At 54.5% G+C, this 25,521-nt stretch carries 20 protein-coding genes; 14 read left to right on the top strand and 6 right to left on the bottom strand.

Annotated elements, in window-relative coordinates; translation table 11 throughout:
• Nucleotides 1–89 precede the first annotated feature (89 nt).
• From csrD to tldD, 8 genes are all read left to right on the top strand, one after another.
• Nucleotides 90–2,039 (top strand): RNase E specificity factor CsrD, encoded by a 1,950-nt coding sequence (gene csrD / locus NP77_RS06370; protein ID WP_003855254.1) that lies wholly within the window; start codon nucleotides 90–92, stop codon nucleotides 2,037–2,039.
• A 310-nt stretch (nucleotides 2,040–2,349) separates the two neighbouring features.
• Nucleotides 2,350–3,393, top strand: coding sequence for a rod shape-determining protein MreB (mreB, locus tag NP77_RS06365; RefSeq protein ID WP_003855260.1), 1,044 nt, complete (start codon nucleotides 2,350–2,352; stop codon nucleotides 3,391–3,393).
• Between the two features lie 148 nt (nucleotides 3,394–3,541).
• Nucleotides 3,542–4,561 carry a rod shape-determining protein MreC gene (mreC, locus tag NP77_RS06360; protein ID WP_003855263.1) on the top strand — a complete coding sequence of 340 codons (1,020 nt, stop codon included), beginning with the start codon at nucleotides 3,542–3,544 and terminating at the stop codon, nucleotides 4,559–4,561.
• Nucleotides 4,558–5,046, top strand: coding sequence for a rod shape-determining protein MreD (gene mreD / locus NP77_RS06355; protein WP_003855265.1), 489 nt, complete (start codon nucleotides 4,558–4,560; stop codon nucleotides 5,044–5,046). Before mreC ends, mreD begins: the two co-directional genes overlap by 4 nt.
• Before the next feature lie 8 nt (nucleotides 5,047–5,054).
• Entirely contained in the window at nucleotides 5,055–5,648 is a 594-nt protein-coding gene (locus NP77_RS06350) for a nucleoside triphosphate pyrophosphatase (protein ID WP_003855266.1), read from the top strand.
• Nucleotides 5,638–7,107: a ribonuclease G gene (rng, locus tag NP77_RS06345; protein WP_008925811.1), complete on the top strand. Its 1,470-nt coding sequence runs from the start codon at nucleotides 5,638–5,640 to the stop codon at nucleotides 7,105–7,107. The genes NP77_RS06350 and rng overlap by 11 nt, the downstream gene beginning before the upstream one ends.
• Before the next feature lie 150 nt (nucleotides 7,108–7,257).
• Nucleotides 7,258–11,097, top strand: coding sequence for an AsmA2 domain-containing protein YhdP (gene yhdP, locus NP77_RS06340; protein WP_003855269.1), 3,840 nt, complete (start codon nucleotides 7,258–7,260; stop codon nucleotides 11,095–11,097).
• Nucleotides 11,098–11,161: 64 nt separating this feature from the next.
• Nucleotides 11,162–12,607 carry a metalloprotease TldD gene (tldD, locus tag NP77_RS06335; RefSeq protein WP_039659443.1) on the top strand — a complete coding sequence of 482 codons (1,446 nt, stop codon included), beginning with the start codon at nucleotides 11,162–11,164 and terminating at the stop codon, nucleotides 12,605–12,607.
• 33 nt (nucleotides 12,608–12,640) lie between these two features.
• Here the strand turns inward: tldD and aaeR are convergent, their stop codons facing one another.
• Entirely contained in the window at nucleotides 12,641–13,558 is a 918-nt protein-coding gene (aaeR, locus tag NP77_RS06330) for an HTH-type transcriptional activator AaeR (RefSeq protein WP_003855274.1), read from the bottom strand.
• A gap of 232 nt (nucleotides 13,559–13,790) precedes the next feature.
• Between aaeR and aaeX the strand changes: the two genes are divergently transcribed.
• The 5 genes from aaeX to NP77_RS06305 all read left to right on the top strand — a co-directional run bounded on the left by aaeX (nucleotide 13,791) and on the right by NP77_RS06305 (nucleotide 18,788).
• Nucleotides 13,791–13,994, top strand: coding sequence for a p-hydroxybenzoic acid efflux pump operon protein AaeX (gene aaeX, locus NP77_RS06325; protein WP_003855277.1), 204 nt, complete (start codon nucleotides 13,791–13,793; stop codon nucleotides 13,992–13,994).
• A gap of 7 nt (nucleotides 13,995–14,001) precedes the next feature.
• Nucleotides 14,002–14,934 (top strand): p-hydroxybenzoic acid efflux pump subunit AaeA, encoded by a 933-nt coding sequence (gene aaeA / locus NP77_RS06320; RefSeq protein WP_008925808.1) that lies wholly within the window; start codon nucleotides 14,002–14,004, stop codon nucleotides 14,932–14,934.
• 9 nt (nucleotides 14,935–14,943) lie between these two features.
• Nucleotides 14,944–16,896, top strand: a complete 1,953-nt coding sequence (gene aaeB / locus NP77_RS06315; protein WP_039659442.1) for a p-hydroxybenzoic acid efflux pump subunit AaeB — start codon at nucleotides 14,944–14,946, stop codon at nucleotides 16,894–16,896.
• Nucleotides 16,897–17,009: 113 nt separating this feature from the next.
• Nucleotides 17,010–18,461 carry an NAD-dependent succinate-semialdehyde dehydrogenase gene (locus NP77_RS06310; RefSeq protein WP_003855282.1) on the top strand — a complete coding sequence of 484 codons (1,452 nt, stop codon included), beginning with the start codon at nucleotides 17,010–17,012 and terminating at the stop codon, nucleotides 18,459–18,461.
• 57 nt (nucleotides 18,462–18,518) lie between these two features.
• Complete coding sequence (locus tag NP77_RS06305; RefSeq protein ID WP_003855285.1) at nucleotides 18,519–18,788, top strand: hypothetical protein; 270 nt, start codon at nucleotides 18,519–18,521, stop codon at nucleotides 18,786–18,788.
• 53 nt (nucleotides 18,789–18,841) lie between these two features.
• Here the strand turns inward: NP77_RS06305 and yhcN (NP77_RS06300) are convergent, their stop codons facing one another.
• The 4 genes from yhcN (NP77_RS06300) to argR all read right to left on the bottom strand — a co-directional run bounded on the left by yhcN (NP77_RS06300) (nucleotide 18,842) and on the right by argR (nucleotide 20,758).
• Entirely contained in the window at nucleotides 18,842–19,105 is a 264-nt protein-coding gene (gene yhcN / locus NP77_RS06300) for a peroxide/acid stress response protein YhcN (protein WP_003855286.1), read from the bottom strand.
• 92 nt (nucleotides 19,106–19,197) lie between these two features.
• Nucleotides 19,198–19,464, bottom strand: a complete 267-nt coding sequence (locus tag NP77_RS06295) for a YdgH/BhsA/McbA-like domain containing protein (RefSeq protein WP_003855289.1) — start codon at nucleotides 19,462–19,464, stop codon at nucleotides 19,198–19,200.
• An 85-nt stretch (nucleotides 19,465–19,549) separates the two neighbouring features.
• The gene (yhcN, locus tag NP77_RS06290; protein ID WP_003855290.1) at nucleotides 19,550–19,813 is read right to left on the bottom strand and encodes a peroxide/acid stress response protein YhcN; all 264 of its coding nucleotides are present in this window, start codon (nucleotides 19,811–19,813) and stop codon (nucleotides 19,550–19,552) included.
• Between the two features lie 474 nt (nucleotides 19,814–20,287).
• Complete coding sequence (argR, locus tag NP77_RS06285; RefSeq protein ID WP_003855293.1) at nucleotides 20,288–20,758, bottom strand: transcriptional regulator ArgR; 471 nt, start codon at nucleotides 20,756–20,758, stop codon at nucleotides 20,288–20,290.
• A gap of 440 nt (nucleotides 20,759–21,198) precedes the next feature.
• On the opposite strand from argR, the gene mdh reads away from it, so the two are divergent.
• A complete protein-coding gene (mdh, locus tag NP77_RS06280) occupies nucleotides 21,199–22,137 on the top strand; it encodes a malate dehydrogenase (protein WP_003855294.1) in 939 nt (312 codons plus the stop codon).
• Between the two features lie 49 nt (nucleotides 22,138–22,186).
• Here mdh and mscM read toward each other — a convergent pair whose 3' ends face one another.
• Nucleotides 22,187–25,516: a miniconductance mechanosensitive channel MscM gene (mscM, locus tag NP77_RS06275; protein WP_039659456.1), complete on the bottom strand. Its 3,330-nt coding sequence runs from the start codon at nucleotides 25,514–25,516 to the stop codon at nucleotides 22,187–22,189.
• Nucleotides 25,517–25,521 lie beyond the last annotated feature (5 nt).

Here is a 25,521-nt window from a genome sequence, read left to right as displayed (position 1 = left end):
CAAATTATGCTATTTTGCTCGCGTTTTCGTCAGGCTAAGGGTACAAGGTCGGATGATCCGGTTATCACCGCAGTAATACAGGCACAGGGATGCGATTAACCACAAAATTATCTGCGTTTATTACCTTTTTAAGTTTGCTGGCAATGTCGTTGATGCTGGCTGGCTGCGCATTAAGTGTTTTCTGGTTCAGCCATCAGCGGGTTGAGCATCGGGCGCAGGTGCTGGCGACGGAGGTCGATCAGGCGATGTTCACTGAGTCGCCTGCAGCGTTGCACGGCTGGCTTACGCGTATGATGCCGATAATGAATGCTGAGCAGATTTCTCTTCACGACGGCAAACAGACTTTTCTCACTCTCTCCCGACACGAAAATCAGATGCTGGAAGACGAGCCCAATCGTTTTTTTCAGGTCGATGTGCCTTTAATGCATCAAACCGGCTTACAGCTGCGGGTCGTTACCCTTGATCCTGCTAAAACCTGGCTACGTTCTATCACCGGAACTTACACGCTGGGCATTCTGTTTACCGTTGTGCTGGTGATGAGTCTGTTGTTGCTGATGATGCATCGCTGGCTCAGTCGGCAGTGGCGCGGCATGGAAAATTTTGAAGCACGGGCAGAGGCGATTATTAACGGTGAGCGTGGAATCATGCCAGACCGTGGTGCGGATGAGTGGCCTCCCAGGGCGAGCCGTGCCATGGATCTCTTGCTGGCGGATCTGCAGGAAGCGGGCGAACAGCGCCTGCGTATCGACACGCTAATCCGTACCTTTGCCGCACAGGACGGGCGTACCGGTCTTAATAACCGACTTTTCTTTGACAACCAGCTCGCGACTTTGCTGGAGGATCAGGAAAATGTCGGCACTCACGGTGTTGTGATGATGGTGCGTCTGCCCGATCTGGACACACTGAAAGACAGGCTGGAGCAGGGACTGGTTGAGGAGTACCTGTTTAATTTCGTCAACATGCTCTCTACTTTTGTGCTGCGCTACCCTGGCGCTTTACTGGCACGCTATTTCCGCAGTGATTTTGCCGTATTACTGCCGCATCGCAGCCTCAAAGAGGCTAACAGTATTGCTGATCAACTTATTAATGCTGTCGATTCTCTGCCGCCGATGCGCATGGTGAATCGTGATGATCTGATCCACATCGGTATCAGTGCCTGGCACAGCGGGCAGACCGTGCCGCAGGTCATTGAAAATGCTGAAATGGCCACCCGACGAGCGGCACTGCTGGGCGGTAACAACTGGACTAACGGTGCTGGAAATCCTCAGGATGCCGGACGCGGAAGTGTGCGCTGGCGAACCTTGCTGGAGAACACACTCAGCCGGGGTGGTCCAAGGCTTTACCACAAACCCACCGTTAATATTGAAGGTAAAGTTCAGCATCGGGTGATGCTGACCCGCATCTTCGATGGCGATAAAGAGGTGCTGGCCGCAGAATATATGCCGCTGGTTCAGCAACTGGGGATGGCTGATGCCTGGGATCGCCAACTGATGACCCGCATTGCCGCACTCTCAGAACTCTGGCCGGAAGAGACGCTGGTCATCCCGGTGACAATAACCTCGCTCCTGCAGCGTCCATTTGTCGTCTGGCTACAGAATATGCTGTTGCAGTGTCCGAAAGCACAAAGAAAACGATTTTTATTTGAACTTGCCGAGGCAGATGTATGTCAACACATCAACCGTTTAGCGCCAGTATTCCGCGCACTTAAAGCCTTTGGCTGCCGGGTTGCCGTCAATCAGGCGGGTCTGACTGTGGTCAGCAGCGCCTATATACGACAGCTGCCGCTGGAACTGATCAAGCTTGATGCGGGTCTGGTCCGTAATATTGAGCGGCGAACAGAAAACCAGCTGTTTGTGCAGAGCCTGCTTGAAGTCTGTAAATGTACTGGCATTCAGGTGTTTGCAACGGGTGTTCGTACAAAGGCGGAGTGGCAGACATTAGTGGCGCTGGGTGTCGCAGGCGGACAGGGAGACTTTTTTGCCTCTTCGCTTCCGGTAAACAGTAACGTGAAGAAATATTCTCAACGTTACCGTATTTAATGAATTGCCGTCGTAACAACGACAATTTGCGGTTTTTTTAATGTTTAGCCGCATCTGAATCCCTGACCTTGCTGCCGGAAATGTTAGATTTTATGTCGGGCATGGCGCAGGGAAAACGCGGGAAAAGCAGTGCTGATGGCGTCTGGTCGGCATTCTGCTGTTGCAGATCGTCGGTTCAGATGACTTAAACGCAATCAGGCGTCTTTTTTCACCGAAGCAGAACGTTTTTGCGCCTTGTGGCAGCTTCGTGTGGTTGGTAAAGTAAGCGGATTTTATTTTCCGCCCCCAGCTTGCAGGATTATCCCTTAGTATGTTTAAAAAATTTCGTGGCATGTTTTCCAACGACTTGTCCATTGACCTGGGTACCGCGAATACCCTGATTTACGTAAAAGGACAGGGCATCGTGCTGAACGAGCCTTCCGTGGTCGCTATTCGACAGGACCGTGCCGGTTCGCCGAAAAGTGTCGCGGCCGTGGGTCATGACGCCAAACAGATGCTCGGCCGTACGCCAGGCAATATCGCAGCTATCCGTCCGATGAAAGATGGCGTTATCGCTGACTTCTTCGTGACCGAAAAAATGCTGCAACACTTCATCAAGCAGGTTCACAGCAACAGCTTTATGCGTCCCAGCCCACGTGTGCTGGTCTGCGTGCCCGTTGGCGCAACCCAGGTAGAACGCCGTGCGATTCGTGAATCGGCTCAGGGCGCAGGCGCGCGTGAAGTCTTTCTGATTGAAGAACCGATGGCTGCGGCGATTGGTGCAGGTCTGCCCGTTTCTGAAGCAACCGGTTCAATGGTCGTCGACATTGGTGGTGGTACAACAGAAGTGGCCGTGATCTCCCTGAACGGTGTGGTCTACTCCTCATCAGTCCGTATTGGTGGTGATCGCTTCGATGAAGCTATTATTAATTATGTGCGTCGTAACTACGGTTCACTGATTGGCGAAGCGACCGCAGAACGCATCAAGCATGAGATCGGTTCAGCGTACCCGGGCGATGAAGTCCGCGAAATTGAAGTCCGTGGTCGTAACCTGGCAGAGGGTGTACCGCGCGGCTTTACGCTAAACTCCAACGAAATTCTGGAAGCGCTGCAGGAGCCATTAACCGGCATCGTTAGCGCGGTGATGGTTGCCCTTGAGCAGTGTCCGCCTGAGCTGGCTTCAGATATCTCGGAACGTGGCATGGTGCTGACCGGTGGTGGTGCATTACTGCGTAACCTGGATCGCCTGCTGATGGAAGAGACGGGCATTCCGGTTGTGGTTGCTGAAGATCCGCTGACCTGTGTGGCTCGCGGTGGCGGCAAGGCGCTGGAAATGATCGACATGCATGGCGGCGATTTGTTCAGCGAAGAATAATTGCCTCAACCGGCTGAGAACGCAATGATCATGCGAGGGAGTGGCATGTGAACCGGCGATATCTGTGCCGGTACAGTGCGTTCAGCCCAGGGAAGCACGGTTTTTTGCCGTCGCTTCCTCTCCTGTTGTCGAGGATCACGCAGATTATATGAAGCCGATTTTTAGCAGGGGGCCTTCCCTGCAGTTGCGTCTTTTTCTGGCGGTAATTGTGGCGATTGCCATTATTATTGCCGACAGCCGTGTGGGTTCTTTTACCCAAATACGCAACTATCTGGATACGTCGGTCAGTCCGTTTTACTTCCTGGCCAATGGACCACGTCAGCTGTTGGATGGCGTGTCCGAGTCGCTGGCATCGCGTCAGCAACTGGAGCAGGAAAACAAAGCGTTACGTCGTGAACTCTTCCTGAAAAACAGTAACCTGCTAATGCTGGGGCAATATAAGCAGGAAAACGCACGTCTGCGTGAACTGCTGGGTTCACCGCTGCGTCAGGATGAGCAAAAGATGGTGACGCAGGTGATCTCCACCGGCACCGATCCTTACACCGACCAGGTTGTGATCGACAAAGGCAGCGTTAACGGTGTCTATGAAGGTCAGCCGGTCATCAGCGACAAAGGTGTGGTGGGTCAGGTCATCGCGGTCGGACAACTCACCAGCCGTGTTCTGCTGATCTGTGATGCATCTCATGCCCTGCCGATTCAGGTGCTGCGTAATGACATTCGTGTGATTGCCGCCGGCAACGGCTGTAATGAAGATCTTCAGCTTGAGCATCTGCCGGGTAATACTGACATTCGTGTCGGCGATGTGCTGGTGACGTCTGGCATTGGTGGTCGTTTCCCTGAAGGTTATCCGGTGGGTGTGGTTTCCTCTGTGAAAGTGGACACCCAGCGCGCTTACACGGTGATTCAGGCCCATCCGACCGCCGGTCTGCAGCGTCTGCGTTACCTGCTGTTGCTGTGGGGCGCTGACCGCAATGGCGATATGCCACTGCCGCAGGATGAAGTGCACCGCGTTGCGAACGAGCGTCTGATGCAGATGATGCCGCAGGTTTTACCGCCTGCCGGTGAAATGGGCCCGCCAGCGCCAGCCGCTCAGATGGGACCGCCTGCTCCGTCTGCCAGCAGCAGCGGACAGAGCAACTCCTCGCGTTCACGCGGGGGCCAGCCTTGAGTCGATATCGTAGCCAGGGACGCTGGGTCATCTGGCTCTCTTTCCTGGTTGCGTTAGTCCTGCAAATCATGCCGTGGCCGGAAGAGATTTATATGTTCCGGCCCTCATGGCTGCTACTGATCCTCATCTATTGGGTTCTCGCACTGCCACATCGGGTCAATGTCGGTACTGGATTTGTGCTGGGTGCCATCATGGATCTGGTTGCCGGATCGACGCTTGGCGTGCGTGCGCTGGCGCTCAGTATCATCGCCTACCTGATTGCCTTTAAGTTCCAGTTATTCCGCAACTTAGCGTTGTGGCAGCAAGCGTTAATGGTTATGGTGCTGTCACTGGCGATGGATGTGATTGTCTTCTGGGCAGAGTTCCTGGTAATCAACGTTTCATTCCGACCTGAAATTTTCTGGAGCAGTGTCGTCGACGGTATTCTCTGGCCCTGGCTATTCTTATTAATGAGAAAAATTCGTCGTCAGTTCGCTGTTCAATAAGGAAATTTATGGTAACCCTTTATCTTGCTTCCGGTTCACCGCGTCGTCGTGAGCTGTTAACTCAACTTGGCCTGACATTTGAGCGCATCGTGACTGACGTTGAAGAGCAACGTCAGCCAAATGAAGCGGCGGAAATTTATGTCCGCCGTCTGGCAAACGACAAAGCGCAGGCAGGTGTCAGACTGGCCGCGCAGGATCTGCCGGTGCTGGGCGCGGATACCATCGTGGTGCTGAATGGCGACGTGCTGGAAAAACCACGCGATGCCGCCCATGCCCACGCGATGCTGCGCAAACTCTCGGGCCATACACATCAGGTGATGACGGCGGTAGCGCTGGCCGACAGCCAGCAGGCGCTGGATTGCGTTGTGACCACTGATGTGACATTCCGCACCTTAACGGAGACCGACATCGACGACTATATCGCTACCGGCGAACCGATGGATAAAGCGGGTGCATACGGTATTCAGGGCAGGGGAGGAAACTTTGTCCGAAAAATTAATGGAAGCTACCATGCAGTGGTCGGATTACCTCTGGTTGAGACAGCGGAGCTGATCAGCCATTTCCAGTCACTGCGTGCTGTAAGAGGTCAACATGACGGCTGAATTACTGGTTAACGTCACGCCTTCTGAAACGCGTGTTGCCTATATTGACGGCGGCATCCTTCAGGAAATACATATTGAGCGTGAAGCGCGGCGCGGCATTGTTGGCAATATTTACAAAGGACGTGTCAGTCGTGTTCTGCCCGGCATGCAGGCCGCCTTTGTCGATATCGGTCTGGAAAAAGCGGCCTTTCTGCACGCCTCTGACATCATGCCGCATACTGAATGTGTGGCGGGCGACGAAAAGAAAAACTTCATCGTGCGTGATATCGCTGAGCTGGTGCGTCAGGGACAGGATCTGGTGGTTCAGGTCGTCAAGGATCCACTGGGTACTAAAGGTGCCCGGCTGACGACGGACATTACCCTGCCTTCGCGTTACCTGGTCTTTATGCCGGGCGCATCGCATGTTGGTGTCTCTCAGCGCATTGAGAGTGAGAAAGAGCGCGATCGGCTTAAAGCGGTGGTGGCTGACTACTGCGACGACCTCGGTGGCTTTATCATCCGCACCGCCGCAGAGGGAATTGGAGAAGAGGAGCTGGCGCAGGACGCGGCTTTTCTCAAACGTCTCTGGACCAAAGTCAGCGAACGTAAAAAGCGCAACCAGACCCGCTGCCTGCTTTACGGCGAGCTGGCGCTGGCCCAGCGTATTCTGCGTGATTTTGCCGGCGCTGCGCTGGATCGCATCCGGGTCGACTCCCGTCTGACCTGCGACATGCTGGTGGAATTTACCGGTGAATATATCCCGGAAATGGCCGGCAAGCTGGAGCTTTACAACGGTAAACAGCCTATTTTCGACCTGTTTGATGTCGAAAATGAGATTCAGCGTTCGCTGGATCGCAAAGTTGAACTAAAGTCAGGCGGATATCTGATCATCGATCAGACCGAAGCGATGACGACTATCGATATCAACACCGGTGCGTTTGTCGGCCATCGCAATCTGGATGAGACGATCTTTAATACCAATGTTGAGGCCACTCAGGCGATCGCGCGTCAGCTGCGACTGCGTAATCTGGGAGGCATTATCATTATCGACTTCATTGACATGAGCAATGAAGACCACCGGCGCCGGGTACTGCATTCGCTGGAAAGCGCACTCAGTAAAGATCGGGTTAAAACCGGTATCAATGGGTTCTCGACGTTGGGTCTGGTGGAAATGACGCGTAAGCGTACCCGTGAAAGCATTGAGCACGTTCTATGTCAGGATTGCCCGGTCTGCAAAGGGCGCGGCACGCTGAAAACCGTTGAAACGGTTTGCTATGAGATCATGCGTGAAATTGTCCGGGTTCACCACGCCTATGATTCTGACCGTTTCCTGGTCTATGTTTCACCGACGGTCGGTGAAGCGTTAAAAACCGACGAGTCTCATGCACTGGCTGAAGTTGAAATCTTTGTCGGCAAGCAGGTCAAAGTCCATGTCGAAGCGCTCTACACTCAGGAGCAGTTCGACGTGGTGATGATGTAACACCAGTCCGAATACCGGTTTCTTCGGAAATCGGGCTGAAAAATCGCCCTTGTTTGAGATAAAATGCGCGCTTTTAACGCTTTCATCTGAAGACGGTCGGGTATTAAGAACCAACTATCCGTCGTTTACGGAACACAAGGAGAGGCGTGCGTGAGGCAGTTGCCGAGGATTTTGTTATTGCTGGTCGCGGCAATCATCGTGATTGTCGCGCTGCTGGTCAGCGGATTGCGTCTGGTGATGCCGCATCTCGACAGCTATCGCAGCAACCTTCTGCAATTCATCTCTGACCGCACAGGTGTGCCGGTTAACGCCAGCCAGTTAGAGGGCAAGTGGGAGAACTTTGGCCCGACTCTGCAGGTACGCGATCTCAACGTTGATCTTAATGAGAACGGTAAACTCTCGATCAATCGCATCAACCTGGCGCTCGACGTCTGGCAATCCCTGCTGCACTGGCGCTGGCAGTTTCGCGATCTGACCTTCTGGCAGCTGCACCTCGAGACTAATCGTCCTTTACTCGACAACGACAAAGAGAAAAACAGCTTCCGTCCGGCGCAGATTAATGAACTCTTTCTGCGTCAGTTTGACCACTTCGACCTGCGGGATAGCACCATCCGTTTCCGCACCCCTTCCGGCCAGCATGCTGAACTGGCGATTCCGCGACTCTCCTGGGTCAACGAAGACAACCGCCACCGGGCCGAGGGTGAAGTCAGTCTGTCGAGCTTTACCGGCCAGCACGGCGTAGTTCAGGTGCGGCTCGATCTCAATGACAGCAACGGCGTACTCAATGATGGTCGCATCTGGATGCAGGCCGACGACGTCGACATGCGTCCATGGCTGGGCCGCTGGGTGCGCGATAACACCCGCCTGGACAGCGCCCGCTTCAGCCTGGCAGCCTGGGTCAACCTGCGTGATGGCGACATTTATGCCGGTGATCTGCTGCTGCGCAAGGGGGGTGCCAGCTGGCAGGGCGAGACCGGCCGACACCGCATAGACGTCGATGGGCTGACCGCGCATTTGTCACGCTTCCAGAATGGCTGGGTCGTCAATGTGCCGCACACGCGGCTCAGCACTGACGGCCAGTCATGGCCCGCCGGCCACTTCTCTCTGTTATGGCGTCCTGAGGATAAACAGCTGCTGGGGCCGGACGGTCAGCCGGAAGTACGTGTTCGCGCGACACAACTGGTATTGAGCCATATTGCACCTATCGTTCCGCTGTTTGCGCCGCTCTCTCCGGCGCTGTTTGAAAACTGGCAGACGCTGCAGCCCCAGGGCACCGTCGATGGCCTGGCGCTGGATATTCCCTTACAGCAGCCTGAAAAAACCCGCGTCCAGGTAAAGTGGCGTGATTTCAGCTGGCAGCACTGGAAATTGTTGCCGGGCATCAGCCATTTAAGCGGTGAAGCGCGCGGCAGCCTGAGCAATGGTCAGGTCAGTGTAGATATGGGGGCGGCAACCGTTCCCTATGGCGATATGTTCCAGGCCCCTTTAGAGATTAAGCGCGTGACCGGTGCGGTGCGGTGGCTGCGTGATGAACATGGCCTCACGCTGGCGGGTGAAAACCTTGACCTGCAGGCTCGCTCGCTCTGGGCGCGTGGGGATTTCAGCTATCAGCAGAATAGCGGTGGTGAACCCCGTCTGGATATTCTGGCCGGAATCCGGCTTACCGATGCGGGCGATGCCTGGCGCTACTTCCCGGTACCGCTGATGGGCAATAGCCTGACGCACTATCTGAGTGGGGCAGTGAAGGGTGGCAGGGTGGACAATGCCACGCTGCTGTTTGCAGGTAACCCGGCACTGTTCCCGTTCAAGCACAATGATGGCATGTTCCAGGTCTGGGTACCGCTTCGCCAGGCGACCTATGCGTTTCAGCCCAAATGGCCGGCGTTGAGCAATCTCGATATTGACCTTAACTTCCTGAATGACGGTCTGTGGATGAAAGCACCCATTGCCCGACTGGGCGAGGTGGACGCGCATAATGTCACGGCGGTGATCCCGGACTATCTTAAAGAAAAACTGATCATCGACGGGGATATCAGCGGCGAAGGCCCGCAGATCGCTGACTATTTCGATCAGACGCCGCTGAAACCTTCATTGGGTGCCGCGCTGTCGGAGCTGGAAATCAAAGGCCGCGTCGGGGGCCATCTGAATCTGGATATTCCATTGGATGGCCAGCAGGTGCACGCCCGCGGCAATGTCGATCTGAACAATAATTCACTGTTTATCAAGCCGTTAAAAACCACGATCAACAACCTTTCAGGCCGCTTCCGTTACGACAATGGCAATCTGGAGAGTGAGGATCTGCGGGCAAACTGGTTTGGTCAGCCGATGGGCGTCCGTTTCAGCACCAAAGAGAACCCGGACGACTTTGGCGTGAACGTCAAACTTCAGGGCGACTGGCAACCCGCTAAAATCAGCGAGGTCCCGGCAGCTGTCAGTAAGCAATTGGGCGGGCATCTCCCCTGGCAGGGCGACGTGAATATCACGCTGCCCCATCATGGCGGGGCGCGTTATGACGTGGTACTGAACGGTAATGCCAAAGAAGTAAGTAGTCACTTACCTGCACCGCTCGATAAAAATGCCGGTGAGGCAATGCCGATTGCCATTCAGGCCAGCGGTGACCTGAACCATTTCGATCTCAGTGGCAGCATAGATGAAGACCACCGTTTTAACAGCCGCTGGTTGCTGGAGCCGACGTTGCGTGTTGACCGCGGCATCTGGCTGAATGATGCCCGGAAAACGCCGGCTCTGCCCGATCATGCTGGCATGGTGCTGAACCTGCCTGCGCTGGATGGCGAGGCCTGGGTGGCGATGATGGCTGCCGGAGGTTCTTCCGGGACACGTGCATCAGGCGGCGGTAGCGATTTCCAGACGGGTGGCGTCACGCTGCCGGGTAACATCACGCTGCGCAGTCCGGCAGTCACGCTGGCCGGGCAGCAATGGCATGATGTTGAGGCGACGCTGGCGCAGGGTTCAGGCGGCAATAGCCAGGTCAGCGTCAATGCGAAAGAGTTGCGTGGTGCGCTGCTAATGGCACCTAAAGCGCCGTGGCAAGTGAACCTGGATTACCTCTACTACAATCCGCAGTGGGGTAATGATGCAGGTGATGCCGATAAAGGCGGCAAAGCGTCTCCTCAGCAAGCCAAAAACATTAATTTCAGCCAGTGGCCCGCTCTGCAATTACGCTGTAAAGAATGCTGGGTGCTCGGCCAGAAATATGGTCAGATATCTGCGGCGCTGCAACCTGAAGGAGATAAGTTAGCGCTTACTAATGGTAAAGTGGATACCGGCAGTTCGCAGCTTAAAATTAACGGTGAGTGGATCAACCGTCCCGATGACCAGCGCACCTCGCTGAAGGGGACGCTCAAAGGCCCGAATGTCAATAACGCGACCAACTGGTTTGGTGTCAACACGCCGCTGCGCGATGCGCCATTTGATATTTCTTACGATCTGCACTGGCGCTCTGCCCCCTGGCAGCCCTCCGCAGAGACGCTGAGCGGTACCCTGAAGACCCACTTTGGCAAAGGCCAGATTGCGGATGTCAACACAGGCACAGCGGGAAAAATCCTGCGACTGGTGAGCTTTGATGCGCTGCTGCGCAAGCTGCGCTTCGACTTCAGCGACACCTTTACCAACTCGTTCTATTTCGATTCGATTAACGGCACCGCCTGGATCGAAAACGGCAGGATGCGCACCGATAACCTGCTGGTGGATGGGCTGGAAGCCGATATCGCCATGCAGGGCAATCTCGACCTGGTAAAACGTCAGATTGACATGGAAGCGGTGGTGGCGCCGGAAATATCCGCTTCAGTCGGCGTGGCAACCGCCTTTGCCATCAATCCGGTGATTGGTGCCGCGGTGTTTGCCGCCAGTAAAGTTCTGGGACCCCTTTGGAACAAGATATCGCTGCTGCGTTATCACATCAGTGGCCCACTGGATAAGCCGGAAATCAATGAAGTACTGCGTAAACCGCGTGAAACTGACAACAAGTGAATTTGACGCCGTACCGGAATTACCGCAGGCTATGATTATCTGAGCACATAATGAGTGAGAAACGATGACTCTGAACCTGGTAAGTGAGCAGTTACTGACTGCTAACGGCATTAATCAGCAGGACCTATTTTCCCTGTTAGGGCAGCTTTCAGAACGTCGTCTGGATTATGCCGATCTCTATTTTCAATCCAGCTTTCACGAATCCTGGGTGCTGGAAGATAAAATTATTAAAGATGGCTCATACCATATCGATCAGGGTGTGGGCGTTCGCGCGGTCAGCGGGGAGAAAACCGGCTTCGCCTATGCAGACCAGATCACACTGAATGCACTGCGTCTCTCCTCTGAAGCGGCACGTAGCATCGTACGTGAACAGGGAAATGGCAAGGCACACACGCTCTCTGCCGTAATGAACCGTCCGCTCTATTCTGCGGTCGATCCGCTGAGCAGCCTGACACGTGAAGATAAAATTGCCCTGCTGCATCGCGTTGATAAAGTGGCCCGTGCGGCTGATCCGCGCGTGCAGGAAGTCAATGCCAGCCTGACCGGTGTTTACGAACAGGTGCTGGTGGCCGCGACTGACGGCACACTGGCGGCTGACGTTCGTCCGCTGGTTCGCCTCTCTATCAGCGTTCAGGTTGAAGATCAGGGCAAGCGTGAACGCGGCGCAAGCGGCGGCGGTGCGCGTACCGGTTATACGTTCTTCCTTGAAGATGAAAATGGCGAAGTGCGCGCTGATGCCTGGGCGCGTGAAGCGGTGCGCATGGCGTTGGTTAATCTCTCTGCTGTAGCGGCACCTGCCGGCGCATTGCCGGTGGTGCTGGGTGCGGGCTGGCCTGGCGTCCTGTTGCATGAAGCAGTTGGTCACGGTCTGGAAGGCGACTTTAACCGCCGTGGCACCTCAGTGTTCAGCGGTAAAATCGGTCAGCAGGTTGCGTCTGAACTCTGTACCGTGGTGGATGACGGCACCCTCGAAGGGCTGCGCGGTTCACTGGCGGTGGATGATGAAGGCGTTCCCGGCCAGTACAACATGCTGATTGAGAATGGTGTGCTGAAAGGCTACATGCAGGACAAGCTCAATGCGCGACTGATGGGCGTCAGCCCGACCGGTAACGGACGCCGCGAATCCTACGCCCATCTGCCGATGCCGCGCATGACCAACACCTACATGCTGGCAGGCAAATCATCACCGCAGGATATTATTGAAAGCGTTGAGTACGGCATCTATGCGCCAAACTTTGGGGGCGGTCAGGTGGATATCACCTCCGGCAAATTTGTCTTCTCAACCTCAGAGGCTTATCTGATTGAGAACGGCAAAATCACCAAACCGGTCAAAGGTGCCACGCTGATTGGCTCCGGCATTGAAGCGATGCAGCAGATCTCGATGGTGGGTAACGACCTGGCGCTGGATAAAGGCGTGGGCGTCTGCGGTAAAGAGGGCCAGAGCCTGCCGGTCGGTGTCGGTCAGCCTACGCTGAAGCTGGATAAACTGACCATCGGCGGCACCGCCTGATGTGACCTCAACAACCCGCCACCTGGCGGGTTGTTAGCTTTTACGGTGCTGCTGATACTGTTCAGCCACCTGTTCAAAATAGCCGGTCAGGTAATCGATACAGACCTGCACCTTAAGCGGCAACTTATCTTTCTCGGTATAGAGTGCGTAGACCGGCCGCGGATCGGACTGATACTGCGGAAAAAGAATATCGATCTCACCCGCGTTGATCTCATTAATCACCCACATCATTGGCACATAGGCGATGCCATTGCCCGACTTCAGCCAGCGGATCAGCGTCAGAGAATCATTCGTCACGAAACGTCCCTGCGGTGACAGGCGGGTCACCAGGCCTTCCGGCGCAATCAGCTCGAAATTGTTGTCGGGCCGTACGCTATATTCCAGCCAGGAAAAATTATCAATGTCAGCTGGTTTCTCGGGCGTGCCATGCTGCGTCAGATAGCTTTTTGCAGCGCACACCACCATTGGCATGGCACCAAGACGACGTGAAAAGAGGCTGGAGTCTTTTAGTGCGCCCACCCGAATCACCAGATCCAGACCATCCGCAATCAAATCCGGCGCCGGTACACCGGTAACCAGATTCACACTCAGTCCCGGGTACTCCCGCAGCATGTCGCTGGTCATGCCGGCTAACACATTCTGCGCCATGGTTGAGGAGCTGCCGATTCGCAGCTCGCCAATGGGCGTGTTGTTAAACGCATAGAGCTGCTCATGCACCTGCGTCGCTTCGGCCAGCATACGGCGACAACCCTGATAATAGATTTTACCCGCTTCGGTCAGCCCGATACTGCGGGTGCTGCGATTCAGCAGCTTAACCTGCAATGCATCTTCCAGTTTCGCGACAATCTGGCTAATTGATGAGACGCTAAGATGAAGCTGGCGTGCCGCGGCGGTAAACGAACCCAGTTCGACCACTCTGGCGAAGACAGACATGCCTTTCAGTCGTTCCATTATTTACTCTGGCTTAAAAGTGATTTAGATCACATTCTGTAGAAAACGTATAGTCAGGCGCGTTACTATATGCGCGCCGGGGTATTTCCCGGTGATTCTTCATTGCCTGATACCCTTCGATGATACGCTATTATTAAGCCAGCTGCGGTTCGGATAGCGCTGCCAGATGGGTTTCCCGCGAAATCTGAAAAGGCAAAGGAGTATCCCGGCAAGGTCGAACTAAGGATTTTTGATGAGTGTGCTTCCGGTATTTGTCATGTTTGGGCTCTCTTTTCCGCCCGTTTTCATCGAACTTATTATTTCACTGATGCTGTTCTGGTTAGTGAAACGTGTGCTCACGCCGAGCGGTATCTACGATCTTGTCTGGCATCCGGCACTTTTTAATACAGCGCTTTACTGCTGTGTGTTTTACCTTGTCTCCCGTTTATTAGTCTGAGGTTGAAGTGAAAGCACTCATAAGAAAAATCGCGCGCTACGCGATCACTATTCTGCTGGTCATCATCGCTGTGGTAATCATTTTCCGCGCCTGGGTGTTCTACACCGAATCGCCCTGGACCCGGGATGCACGTTTCGCGGCAGACGTGGTGGCGATTTCGCCTGACGTCACCGGCCTCATTACCGATGTTCCGGTACACGACAATCAGCTGGTTAAAAAGGGCGATACGCTGTTTGTGGTTGATCGGCCGCGCTATCAGAAAGCGCTTGATCAGGCACAGGCGGATGTTGAGTACTATCAGGCACTGGTGAGTGAGAAACGTCGCGAAGCCGGACGACGAAATCAGCTTGGCACCTCCGCGATGTCGCGCGAGGCTATCGAGCAATCCAATAACGATCTGCAAACCAGCGAGCATCAGCTGGCGAAATCGGTGGCAACACGCGATCTGGCGGCGATTGACCTTGAACGCACCACTGTAAAAGCGCCATCCGACGGCTGGGTCACTAACCTTAATGTCTACCAGGGTGAGTTTATTACCCGCGGTTCTGTGGCAGTAGCGCTGGTTCAGCAGCACTCCTTCTATGTACTGGCTTACCTGGAAGAGACCAAACTGCACGGTGTTGAGAAGGGTTACCGCGCGGAAGTTACGCCGCTTGGCAGCAACATTGTATTGCGTGGCACGGTCGATAGTGTGGCGGCTGGCGTGACCAATAGCAGCAGCTCGGTCGACAGTAAAGGTATGGCAACAGTGGACTCCAACCTGGAGTGGGTCCGTTTGGCGCAGCGTGTGCCTGTGCGAATTCGGCTGGATGACCAGCCAGGTAATCGCTTCCCGGCAGGAACCACGGCAACGGTGGTGATAACGGGCCAGGTCGATCGTCAGCCTGAACAGGTGTCACCGATGATCCGACTGTTTAATCGCCTGCGTGAGTTTGGTTAAGAGGGCGATATGATCCAGTTTCTGCGTTTCCCGGTAAAACTCACCTTTGCGCTGGTATTAGCGCTGATGGTGGGGTTCCACCTGAACCTTGAAACGCCACGCTGGGCAGTGATGACCGCCGGGATCGTGGCGGGCGGCACCGCGTTTGCGGCCGGTGGTGATCCCTATTCCGGGGCGCTGCGTTATCGCGGTGTTTTGCGTATTATCGGGACATTCATTGGGTGTATTGCCGCGCTGACCATCATGATTGCCACCGTTCGTGCGCCGGTCGTGATGCTGCTGCTGTGCTGCATCTGGGCAGGGCTCTGCGTCTGGCTCTCGTCGCTGATCAAAGTTGAAAACTCTTACGCACTGGGACTGGCGGGCTACACGGCGCTCATTATTGTGGTCACGGCCAACGCCAGCGGCGGTCTGACACTGGTACCGCAATACGCCGTTGAGCGTTGCAGTGAAATCGTTCTCGGTATTTTGTGTGCCATTCTGGCCGACATGATCTTCTCGCCACGTTCAATCAAAAAAGTGATCGACGCCGAAGTGGATTCGCTGCTGGTGGCGCATTATCACCTGCTGCAACTCTGCGTCGCACATGGTGATAAAGAAGAGGTCGACAAAGCATGGGGAGCCCTGGTGCGTCGCACTTCAGCCCTGAACAGCATGCGCAGCCAGCTGATGATGGAGTCGTCACGCTGGAAGAACAGTCACCGCCGTTTGCAGATGCTGAACACGTTGTCGCTGACGCTGATTACGCAGGCTGCTGAAACCTTCCTCATTCAGAATTCTCGCCCTGACTACATTCCGCCTCAATATCGTTTGATGGTTGAAAAGCCCGCGTCGACGGTTGAAGAGGTGCACAAGCGGATGAAAGTGATGCGGCGGGTGATCGGTGCCAGTGGCAAATCGACGCCGGTCACGCTGGCCAGTTGGGTTAGCACTGCCACCGAATATCTCCTGCTGCTCAATGGTATCAAAAGCAACAGCCGAATCACCTCGCTGGAAGAGGAGATTTTACAGCGGGAAGTGGTGATTCAGGCGCGTTCCGCTGAAACACATCATGCGATGATCAACGGTATTCGTACCTTCGTTGCGACTGCGCTGGGTTCACTGTTCTGGCTTTATACCGGCTGGACCTCAGGCAGTGGCTGTATGGTGATGCTGGCGGTAATCACCGCACTGGCAATGCGTATGCCTAATCCACTGATGATGGCCAAAGATTTTCTCTACGGCATGACAGTCGCGGTTCCGCTGGGTGCGCTCTACTTTATGTATGTTCTCCCTGCTACTCAGCAGAGCGCATTGCTGCTCTGCATCGCAATTGGCGTGCTGGGCTTTATCGCTGGCATCTTTATTCAGCGGCGTCAGATCGGCACGCTGGGCGCCTTAATTGGTACTCTCAACGTCGTGGTTCTTGATAATCCGATGCAATTTCACACCAATGTCTTTCTGGACAACGTGCTCGGACAGGTTATCGGCTGCTTTGTGGCGATGATGGTGATCCTGTTAATTCGTGATAAATCAAAGGCGCGTACCGGACGCAAGCTGCTGAATCGCTTTATGTATGCGGCCGTCTCCGCCATGACCACCAATCAGGCGCGGCGACGTGAAAACCATTTGCCAGCGCTCTATCAGCAACTGTTTTTGCTGCTGAATCTGTTTCCAGGCGATATCAATAAATATCGCATCGCGCTGACACTGATCATTGGCCATCAGCGCTTACGTGATGCAGACGTGCCGGTTAACGCAGACCTCTCTGCGTATCACCGACAACTGCGTTACACCGCAGATCGGGTGATCTCCGCCAGCAGCGACGACAAGCGCCGTTACTACTTTGAGCGTCTGCTGAAGGAGCTGGATGTCTATCAGGAGAAACTGGTCCATTACGATGCACCCGTCAGCGTAACAGAACCCGTAAAACGACTGGCGATGATGCTGGATAAGTATCAGAACACGCTCATCCAAATCTGAAACTGGCCGCTGTCACCTGCAGCGGCCGGCGCAATCCCCGCCCGACACAAAATCTGTCGCTTTTGCCAACTATACTCTTCAGACGGAAGCGTAAAACTGACAGGAGCGAATCAATGAAATCACTGCAAGAGAGCGAACTGTTCCGGACCGGCTATTTAGCGGACGGTCAGTGGCATCAGGCTGCCTCCACTTTTGACGTCACTAACCCGGCAACCGGTGAGGTGATTGCGCAGGTTGCAAAAGCAGGGAAAGCTGAAACGGAACAGGCAATCGCCGCCGCAGAACGTGCCTTTCCTGCCTGGCGGGCGAAGACGGCGAAAGAGCGCGCTGACATTCTTACTCGCTGGTATCAGTTGATCATTGAGAATAAGCGCTGGCTTGGACAGCTAATGACGACCGAACAAGGCAAGCCCCTGAAAGAGGCGGAAGGGGAAGTCGAGTATGCCGCCAGTTTTATCCAGTGGTTTGCCGAGCAGGCGAAACGAGCTAATGGAGAGATCATTCCACCCGCAAAACCAGGCTCCCGTATTCTGGCCACTCGCGAGCCGATTGGCGTAGTGGCTGCCATCACGCCGTGGAATTTTCCGATGGCAATGCTGACCCGCAAACTGGGCCCGGCTCTGGCAGCAGGCTGTACCGGCATTATTAAACCCGCCAACAACACGCCACTTTCCGCCTTTGCCTTGCTGGCACTGGCGAAGCAGGCAGGCGTGCCAGATGGCGTACTGAACGCGGTCGCGGGTGATACTCATGCTATCAGCGATGCAATCATGGCCAGCAAAGGGGTGCGCAAAATCTCGTTTACCGGCTCTACCCAGGTGGGCAAGCTGCTGATGCGCAATGCCGCCGAAACCATGAAAAAAGTATCGATGGAGCTTGGCGGGAATGCCCCTTATATCGTGTTCGACGATGCCGACATTGAGGCTGCCGTTCAGGGTGCGATTGCCAACAAATTTCGCAATGCGGGCCAGGTGTGCGTCAGCGTTAATCGCTTTTACATTCACAACGCCGTCTATGACCGCTTCACACAACAACTGGCCGCCGAAGTGAACGCGCTGAAGGTGGGCAACGGGATGGAAGAGGGCGTCATTGTCGGCCCCTTAATTGAAGCATCAGCAGTGGAGAAGGTTGAGCAACACGTTAAAGACGCGGTAGCGAAAGGTGGCAAATTACTGGCGGGCGGCGAACGTCATGCACTGGGCGGCAACTTCTGGCAGCCGACCGTAATTACCGAGGCACACGAAGGTATGCAACTCGCCCAGGAAGAGACGTTTGGTCCGGTGGCCGCCTGTTTCCGCTTTGATGACGAAGAGGATGTCATCCGCCGGGCCAACGATACGCCGTTTGGTCTTGCCGCTTACTTTTACACTCAAAATCTGCAACGGGTGTTCCGTGTTTCAGCGGCGCTGGAAAGTGGCATGATCGGTATTAATGAATGTGCTGTTTCAACCGAGCTGGCACCCTTTGGTGGTGTTAAAGAGTCGGGTCTGGGTCGGGAAGGCTCGGTACTTGGCATGGAGGAGTATCTGGAGGTCAAAGCGCTGCATCTGGGCGGCTTGGACTAGCGGACATGAACGGGGGCGGCAAAGGCCGCCCGCAGACGGAGCATGGGAGCCGTCAGCATGAAAATCGAGCGTTTTGATTTTAATGAAATTGTCGATCAGGCCCATTTTTTCCGCCAGTTCAGCGAGCGTTTTACGCTGGAGGAACGCCGCATCTGCGACCTGGATGGATTATGGGATGTCGTGACGAGCGATCTGTTACCCATGCCACTGGAGATTGAATTTATAAATCTCGGCAGGGGACAGCGGCGTCGCTATGGTGCGCTGATTCTGTTATTTGATGAAGCGGAAGAGGAGCTGGAAGGCAGGCTGCACTTTAACGTCAGATAAAAAAAGGCCCCGGCGAGCGGGGCCAAAGGGTTCGTCATAAATCTGACGAGGAATTACTTATAAAGCTGTGCGGTGATGTGGTAGTTATCACCCGTGCGCGCTTCAATGACTTTATAGGCGCTGGCACCTTGTTCATCCGCTTTCTGTGAAAGCGCTGCACGGTAATCCATTGGTGCACCCGCGGTTCCACTGATGCTTACGGTGCCCGCAGGCTGCAGGTTCTGCGTCTGATCGCCGGTTACCAGCTGCGCAGCAGATGCGCCAAACGCCATAACGGAAAGCAGACTGACTGTAGCGATGGTTGTTTTGATATTCATGATTATCTCCTCAATACAATCAACAACCTGCGGTTACTCATAAAGGCGGGTCGTCGATATTTTCATGCGCCTTCAGGCGCCATCACGGTTAATTATTTATAAAGCTCAGCGGTGACATGCCAGGTGTTATCCTGGTTGTTTTCGATGATGCGATAGTGGCTTGCACCCTGTGCGTCCGCTTTCTCAGACAGGACCTGACGGACATGCGTCTGGTCACCGTTGCGTCCACCAATACTGATGGTCTGATTCATTGATTGCAGGCCCTGTGCCTGCTCATTGGACACCAGGCTTGCAGCACTGGCACCTACTGAGAACAGTGAAGCCAGACTCAGTGCGGCAATCGCTAATTTCGTTTTCATGGTCAAATCTCCTGAATTATTTGCTTCACTCCGGAGCGCAAAGGGCGCGTCAGACGGAGAACCACTGGCATTATCGGGCTACGCCTTAGTTATATAGTGCGGCGGTAGCGTGATAATTGCCGTTGTTGTAAGCCTCAATCACGCGATAGGCTTTTGCGCCCTGCTGATCGGCTTTGTCACTGAGTTGCTGCTTAATATCCATCGGTGAACCGGCAACGCCGCTGACACTGATGGTGCCGACTGCCTGCAGATCCTGTGCCTGAGAGGCATCGATAGATTCTGCGGCAACTGCACCAAATGAAAGGGCAGAGAGAATGCTCAGGGCAGCGATGGTAGTTTTTACGTTCATAGATATTTCCTCGTCGTCTATTTTTATCTTTTTAGTTAGTGTGATTTGCATCACGAAAAGAAGTATAGAACTAATAACGACAGAAATTAATACTCCGCTAATAATGTTTTTTTGTGATTCTTTATCCTTATGGCTACTTTTAATAACTTAACGTTATAAAAACGGGTTAAAAAGTAGCCTTTGAGGGTTTTATAATCACAAAAACAGTGAGATAGATCACTTTAACGTTTAGTGCGAAAGTTGGCGGGGATTGGACTGGAGTTTGATCTGGATCCGGGCAATGTTACCGGATCGGTGATGTAAAGCAGTGTAAAATAGCGCAAATAGTGAAGCAGAGTAAGCGATATGTCTGACGGTCAGGCGCATGAAAGCGGGCTTATGACATATTAAGCAGCGGAACAGTGTGATGTAACACGGTGAGAAGAGAAAACAAACTGACGACCTGGCACGGGAGTGCAGGCCGTCAGTCAGCAATCACAGTTCCTGTTCAAACAGGTTCAGGATTGCGCTGTGCAGTTGCTTAACCGTGAAGTCGCGCGCACGGGTGATAAAGATCGTGTCATCGCCAGCAATGGTGCCAAGAATTCCTTCCGACTTACCCAGTGAATCCAGCAGGCGTGCAATCAGCTGTGCTGCGCCCGGGCTGGTATGAATTACCACCAGGGCATCGTTGTAGTCGATATCCAGTACCAGGTTTTTTAACGGACTTGTCGTGGTCGGCACACCCAGCTCAGCAGGCAGGCAATAGACCATCTCCATCTTGGCATTGCGGGTGCGCACAGCGCCAAACTTGGTTAGCATGCGCGAGACTTTGGACTGATTGATATTTTCAAAGCCCTGATCCTGAAGCGCCTGAACAATTTCGCCCTGGGAACTGAATTTTTCTTCTTTTAATAAGGCTTTAAAAGCCTTGATCAGATCGTCTTGTTTCGATGGGTTTCGCATAGGTTACCAATAAATAGAGAGAATAACCGCGCAGCCGCCTGCGGCAGAGTGGTGATTATGCATTTTAATGCATTTTTATGCAATCGGTCGATTGATGAGCAGGGTTCGGGCGGCTAGCGGGCGGCGATAATAGCAAATAAATACGCTCAGACCAAAACCCCCGTCACAGCCCCGGAAGGCGAAGGTTGCAAAGTTGTTATATTATTGGTGGTGTAGTAACAGAAATAGCAACAGAAAACGCTCACAGCCGTTCTCTGTCTGACGACGGCAAAGTTGTCGGTCATTCAGGCGCAATGATAAGTAACTTTTGAATCCGGCGATTAACTGTGAAAACACGTAGAATTAACAGCGGATATTTATCATCGCCTGAGCAGTTGATTAAGGTCTGACACAGATAGAATTTCGGCCCATCTCTGCCCCACCTTAATAAGGAGTTAAGAATGAAAGTTGCCGTTCTCGGTGCCGCTGGCGGCATAGGCCAGGCGCTCGCACTTCTGCTCAAAACCCAGCTTCCCGCAGGTTCAGAACTCTCACTGTATGACATCGCGCCGGTTACACCGGGCGTTGCCGTCGATCTCAGCCATATTCCTACTGCAGTGTCTATCCAGGGGTTCAGTGGAGAAGATGCCACCCCCGCCTTACAAGGTGCAGATGTGGTACTGATTTCCGCGGGTGTCGCACGTAAACCTGGTATGGATCGCGCAGACCTGTTTAACGTTAACGCTGGTATTGTTCGGAACCTGATCGAACAGGTCGCTACCACGGCGCCTGAAGCATTGATTGGTGTTATTACCAATCCGGTTAACACCACCGTTGCGATTGCGGCAGAAGTGCTGAAAAAACATGGCGTTTACGACAAAAATCGCCTGTTCGGTGTCACCACACTGGACATCATCCGTGCCAATACCTTCGTGGCAGCGCTGAAAGGCAAACAGCCAGATCAGATTGAAGTACCGGTCATTGGCGGTCACTCTGGTGTAACCATTCTGCCGCTCCTGTCGCAGGTCAAAGGTGTCAGCTTCAGCGATCAGGAAGTGGCTGATCTGACCAAACGCATTCAGAACGCCGGTACCGAAGTGGTGGAAGCCAAAGCGGGTGGCGGTTCGGCCACGCTGTCGATGGGCCAGGCAGCTGCACGTTTCGGTTTATCACTGGTTCGTGCACTGAAGGGTGAGGCGAATGTGGTGGAGTGTGCTTACGTGGAAGGTGAGGGTGAACATGCCCGCTTCTTCTCTCAGCCATTGCTGTTAGGTAAAAACGGCATTGCTGAACGCATGCCAATTGGTACTCTCAGCGCGTTCGAACAGCAGGCGCTGTCAGGCATGCTGGACACGCTGAAGAAAGATATCGCTCAGGGCGAAGAGTTCGTTAAGCAGTAACTGACGGCTCAGAGTTGTAATAACGCCCGGCTTTGCCGGGCGTTTTGCATTACAGGCCGCCAGATTTATAGGCGCGGGCTGCAGGTGCCCCGTTGCTGGCAGGCACCTTCTTGCCCAGGGTCTCCATACGCATCTGGAATGGCGGGAACGGCATCTCAATACCGTGCTGGTCAAATCCGCTCAGAATCAACTGATGCAGCTCGTGGCGCAGCGGCATTCGGTGTCCCATCTCCGCAGCATGCACACGGAGTTCAAACAACTGAATTCCCTGCTGCAGATCGACCAGGAAGGCTTCTGGCTGCGGCGTGTCCAGCACATAGCTGCAGCGCTCAGCCGCCTGAATCAGAATGGTTGTGACCTGTTCACTACTCACTTTCGCCGGTGCCGGAATAGTCAGTACCACGCGCGTGACGGAATCTGACAGCGACCAGTTAATAAACTGCTCGGTGATAAAGGCCTTGTTGGGCACGATGATCTCTTTGCGGTCCCAGTCGGTAATGGTGGTCGCACGGGTATTAATCCGCGTGATACTGCCGGTCAGGTCACGGATCGTCACGGTATCGCCGATACGAATGGGCTTTTCGAACAGGATAATCAGGCCAGAGATAAAGTTGGCAAAAATCTCCTGCAGACCAAACCCCAGTCCTACACCCAGTGCGGCAACCAGCCACTGCAGTTTCGACCACTCAATGCCGATCATTGAGAAACCAATCAGTCCGCCAATCAGCAGCAGCAGATATTTGGTCAGTGTGGTGATGGCATAACCTGTGCCAGGCGTCAGATTGAGATGCTGCAACAACGCCAGTTCAAGCAGTGCGGGCATGTTACGCACAAGCTGCGTGGTGATAATAAACACCAGAATAGCGATCAGGACTGACCCCAGCGTGATGGGTTGAATCGACTCGACGCCCTGTACGGACGTACTGACATCCCACAGCTGAATATTCTCCAGGAAGCCGAAGGCCGAGTGGATCTCTGACCACAGCACAATCACAGAGACCAGAGCGATCAGCGTCAGGATCGAGCGCACCAGCCGCAGCGACTGCGCACTGATCGCATCCAGATCGATCACAGGCTCTTCGATCTCAATCGCGTCGGTATTGAGAGAGCCTTGCTCCTTCTCTTCTTCGCTGCGCGCACGATTAGCCAGCATATCGGCACGGCGCTGACGGGCGCGATCAAAGCCAAGACGGCGGCGCTGAATCAGCATCCAGCGGCGGATGATGTGATAGATAACCAGAAGCAGGAACCAGATGGCGACGGAGGTCTCCAGTCGCGCCAGCAGCGCCTGCGCAGTAGCCAGATAACCCACAGCAGAGGCGAGGGCAGCCATCAGTGGCATGGCGATCATCAGGTTCCACAGCATCCGGTTCACCATGTTCTCGCCATTTCCTTCTTTATCGAGATAAAGCGGAATGCCGGAACGTTTCAGGCTGACGGTAACAATGCTGATTGCCCCGCAAATCAGGATGAAACAGAGACGGCCCAGTGACGAGGAGAACTGTCGATCCTCCAGATTGCCAAAGGCGATCAGCAGCATAATAAGCGGCACAATCAGGCCGATACTCAGCGAGTAGTAGCGCATGGCGCGCGCCACCCGATTTTGCGGCCAGCGGAAATGCACAATGAAGAGTCCGTTGGGACGGGCAAAGGCGGCGCTGATCATAAACGCCCACAGCAGCGGCAGCGTGGCGGTAATACCATCACCAATTGCCACGGCGATAGGGTAGGGCCAGGCGTTCTGCAGACCATAACCCAATGCCCCCCACAATACCGGTAGCGGTAGCGCCACCAGGATCGACCAGAACACGGTGCGGATGGTCAGGCGGAAACGATCCTGGGTGACCTTGCCGACTTTGCTGGCGGAGCGATCAAGGAAAGCATTGAAGTGACGACGAGAACTGATGCTGAAGCCGACCAGCAGCAAGGCACCCATAATGGGGATCACCGAATTGCGGCTGGTAAACATCATCGCCATCGCTTTGCCAAGCTGACCCAGCGTATCCAGCGACAGCAGACGGGAAAGATCTTTGGCCAGATCCAGCGGATAACTTAAACCGATCGGACTGACATCGGCGGTCCAGAAAAGATAGCGGTGGGTCGCGTCTTTGACTTCCGTCAGCGCATCCTGCAACTGGGTGTTGCCGACTTTGAGCTTGGTAATCTCCAGAATCAGCGTGTCACAGCCAGATATCAGCGAATTAAGCAGCTCCCGCTGGGTGCGTAGCTGTGCATCAAGAATACGCTTCTGTTCAGCAGTAAAGGGTTGACCATCGGCCTGTCGTCCCTTGCGCAGCGTCTCCTGGCGCTCCAGCAGATCTTCATAATAGAGACGCTGTACGCGAAGCTGTGCCATCTCATTGTCAATCTGCTGCGACTTAGGCATCTCCGGCAGGCGCGCAACCTGTGCCCGAAGCGCTTCGCCCAGCAGATTAGAAGCCCCCAGCCACTGGGACTGCTCGCGCAGTGTAGAGAGCGCCTGACGGACCTGAATAATCTGATTAGTCGCCAGCCGCTGCTGCGATGCCACCAGATCCATGCGCTGCGCCTGTTGATTCAGGGCAACCGAGAGTTCACGGTTAACCCGAAACTGATCGCTAATCTCTGGGGGCAGATCGCCACTGTTTTCCGCCAGTTGCTCGGTACGGGCCAGTGCAACTTCCGCTTCGCGTTGCCGCTGATCGTTGAGCTGGTTACGCAGTGCCTGCAGATAGTTGTCGAGCTGAGTGGCTTTGCGCTGGTGGGCTTCAGCCCGCATCCGCGCCAGTTCCTGGCGATTATTGGCAGAGAGCTGTGCCAGCTCAAGTTCATCGACGAGTGCTTTATTCGCGGCACTTTCAGCCTGACGCGCTGCCAGCTGCAACTGGCCCTGCGGTGAACTGCTGCTGACGCCCTGCAGCCGGCGTTCACTCTCCGTCATCGCCCGACGCGCTTCCGTCTGCTGCTGTGGAAGCTGCGACAATGAATCACTGATCTCCCGCGCACGATCCTGCTCCTGGCGCGCCTGACGGCCCTCTTCCAGCAACTGGCTGCTAACCTGCAGGATCTCCTGATCCAGCTCGGCGCTGCTCATGTTGCTTCGCACCGTTTTTCCGTTGTCACTCAGCGCAGCAATCTGCTGACGCAATTCGCGCGCCAGACGCGGGAAGTCATCAATCACCTGCTGATATTGCGCCGCGCGCTCCAGGGAATCATCACGTTCTGAGAGGAAGTTTAAGGCGGCTTCAATTGTCTGGATCTGTTCGGCCTGAGCCGGAGAACTTTTGGCCGATTTTATCTCTTCCAGCTGCTGTTTGAGCTGGCTGGCGTCAGGAAGGCTGGCCGCAAAGGCCGGGCTGCTGAGCCACAGGCTCAGCAGCAGGAGGAGAATCGAACGCACAGAGG

Source organism: Pantoea sp. MBLJ3 (assembly GCF_000816655.1).
In the GTDB taxonomy this organism is placed as follows: Bacteria; Pseudomonadota; Gammaproteobacteria; order Enterobacterales; family Enterobacteriaceae; genus Pantoea; species Pantoea eucalypti.
Note: the sequence above shows the minus strand (reverse complement) of the source record. Positions and strands in the feature narration are given on the sequence as shown.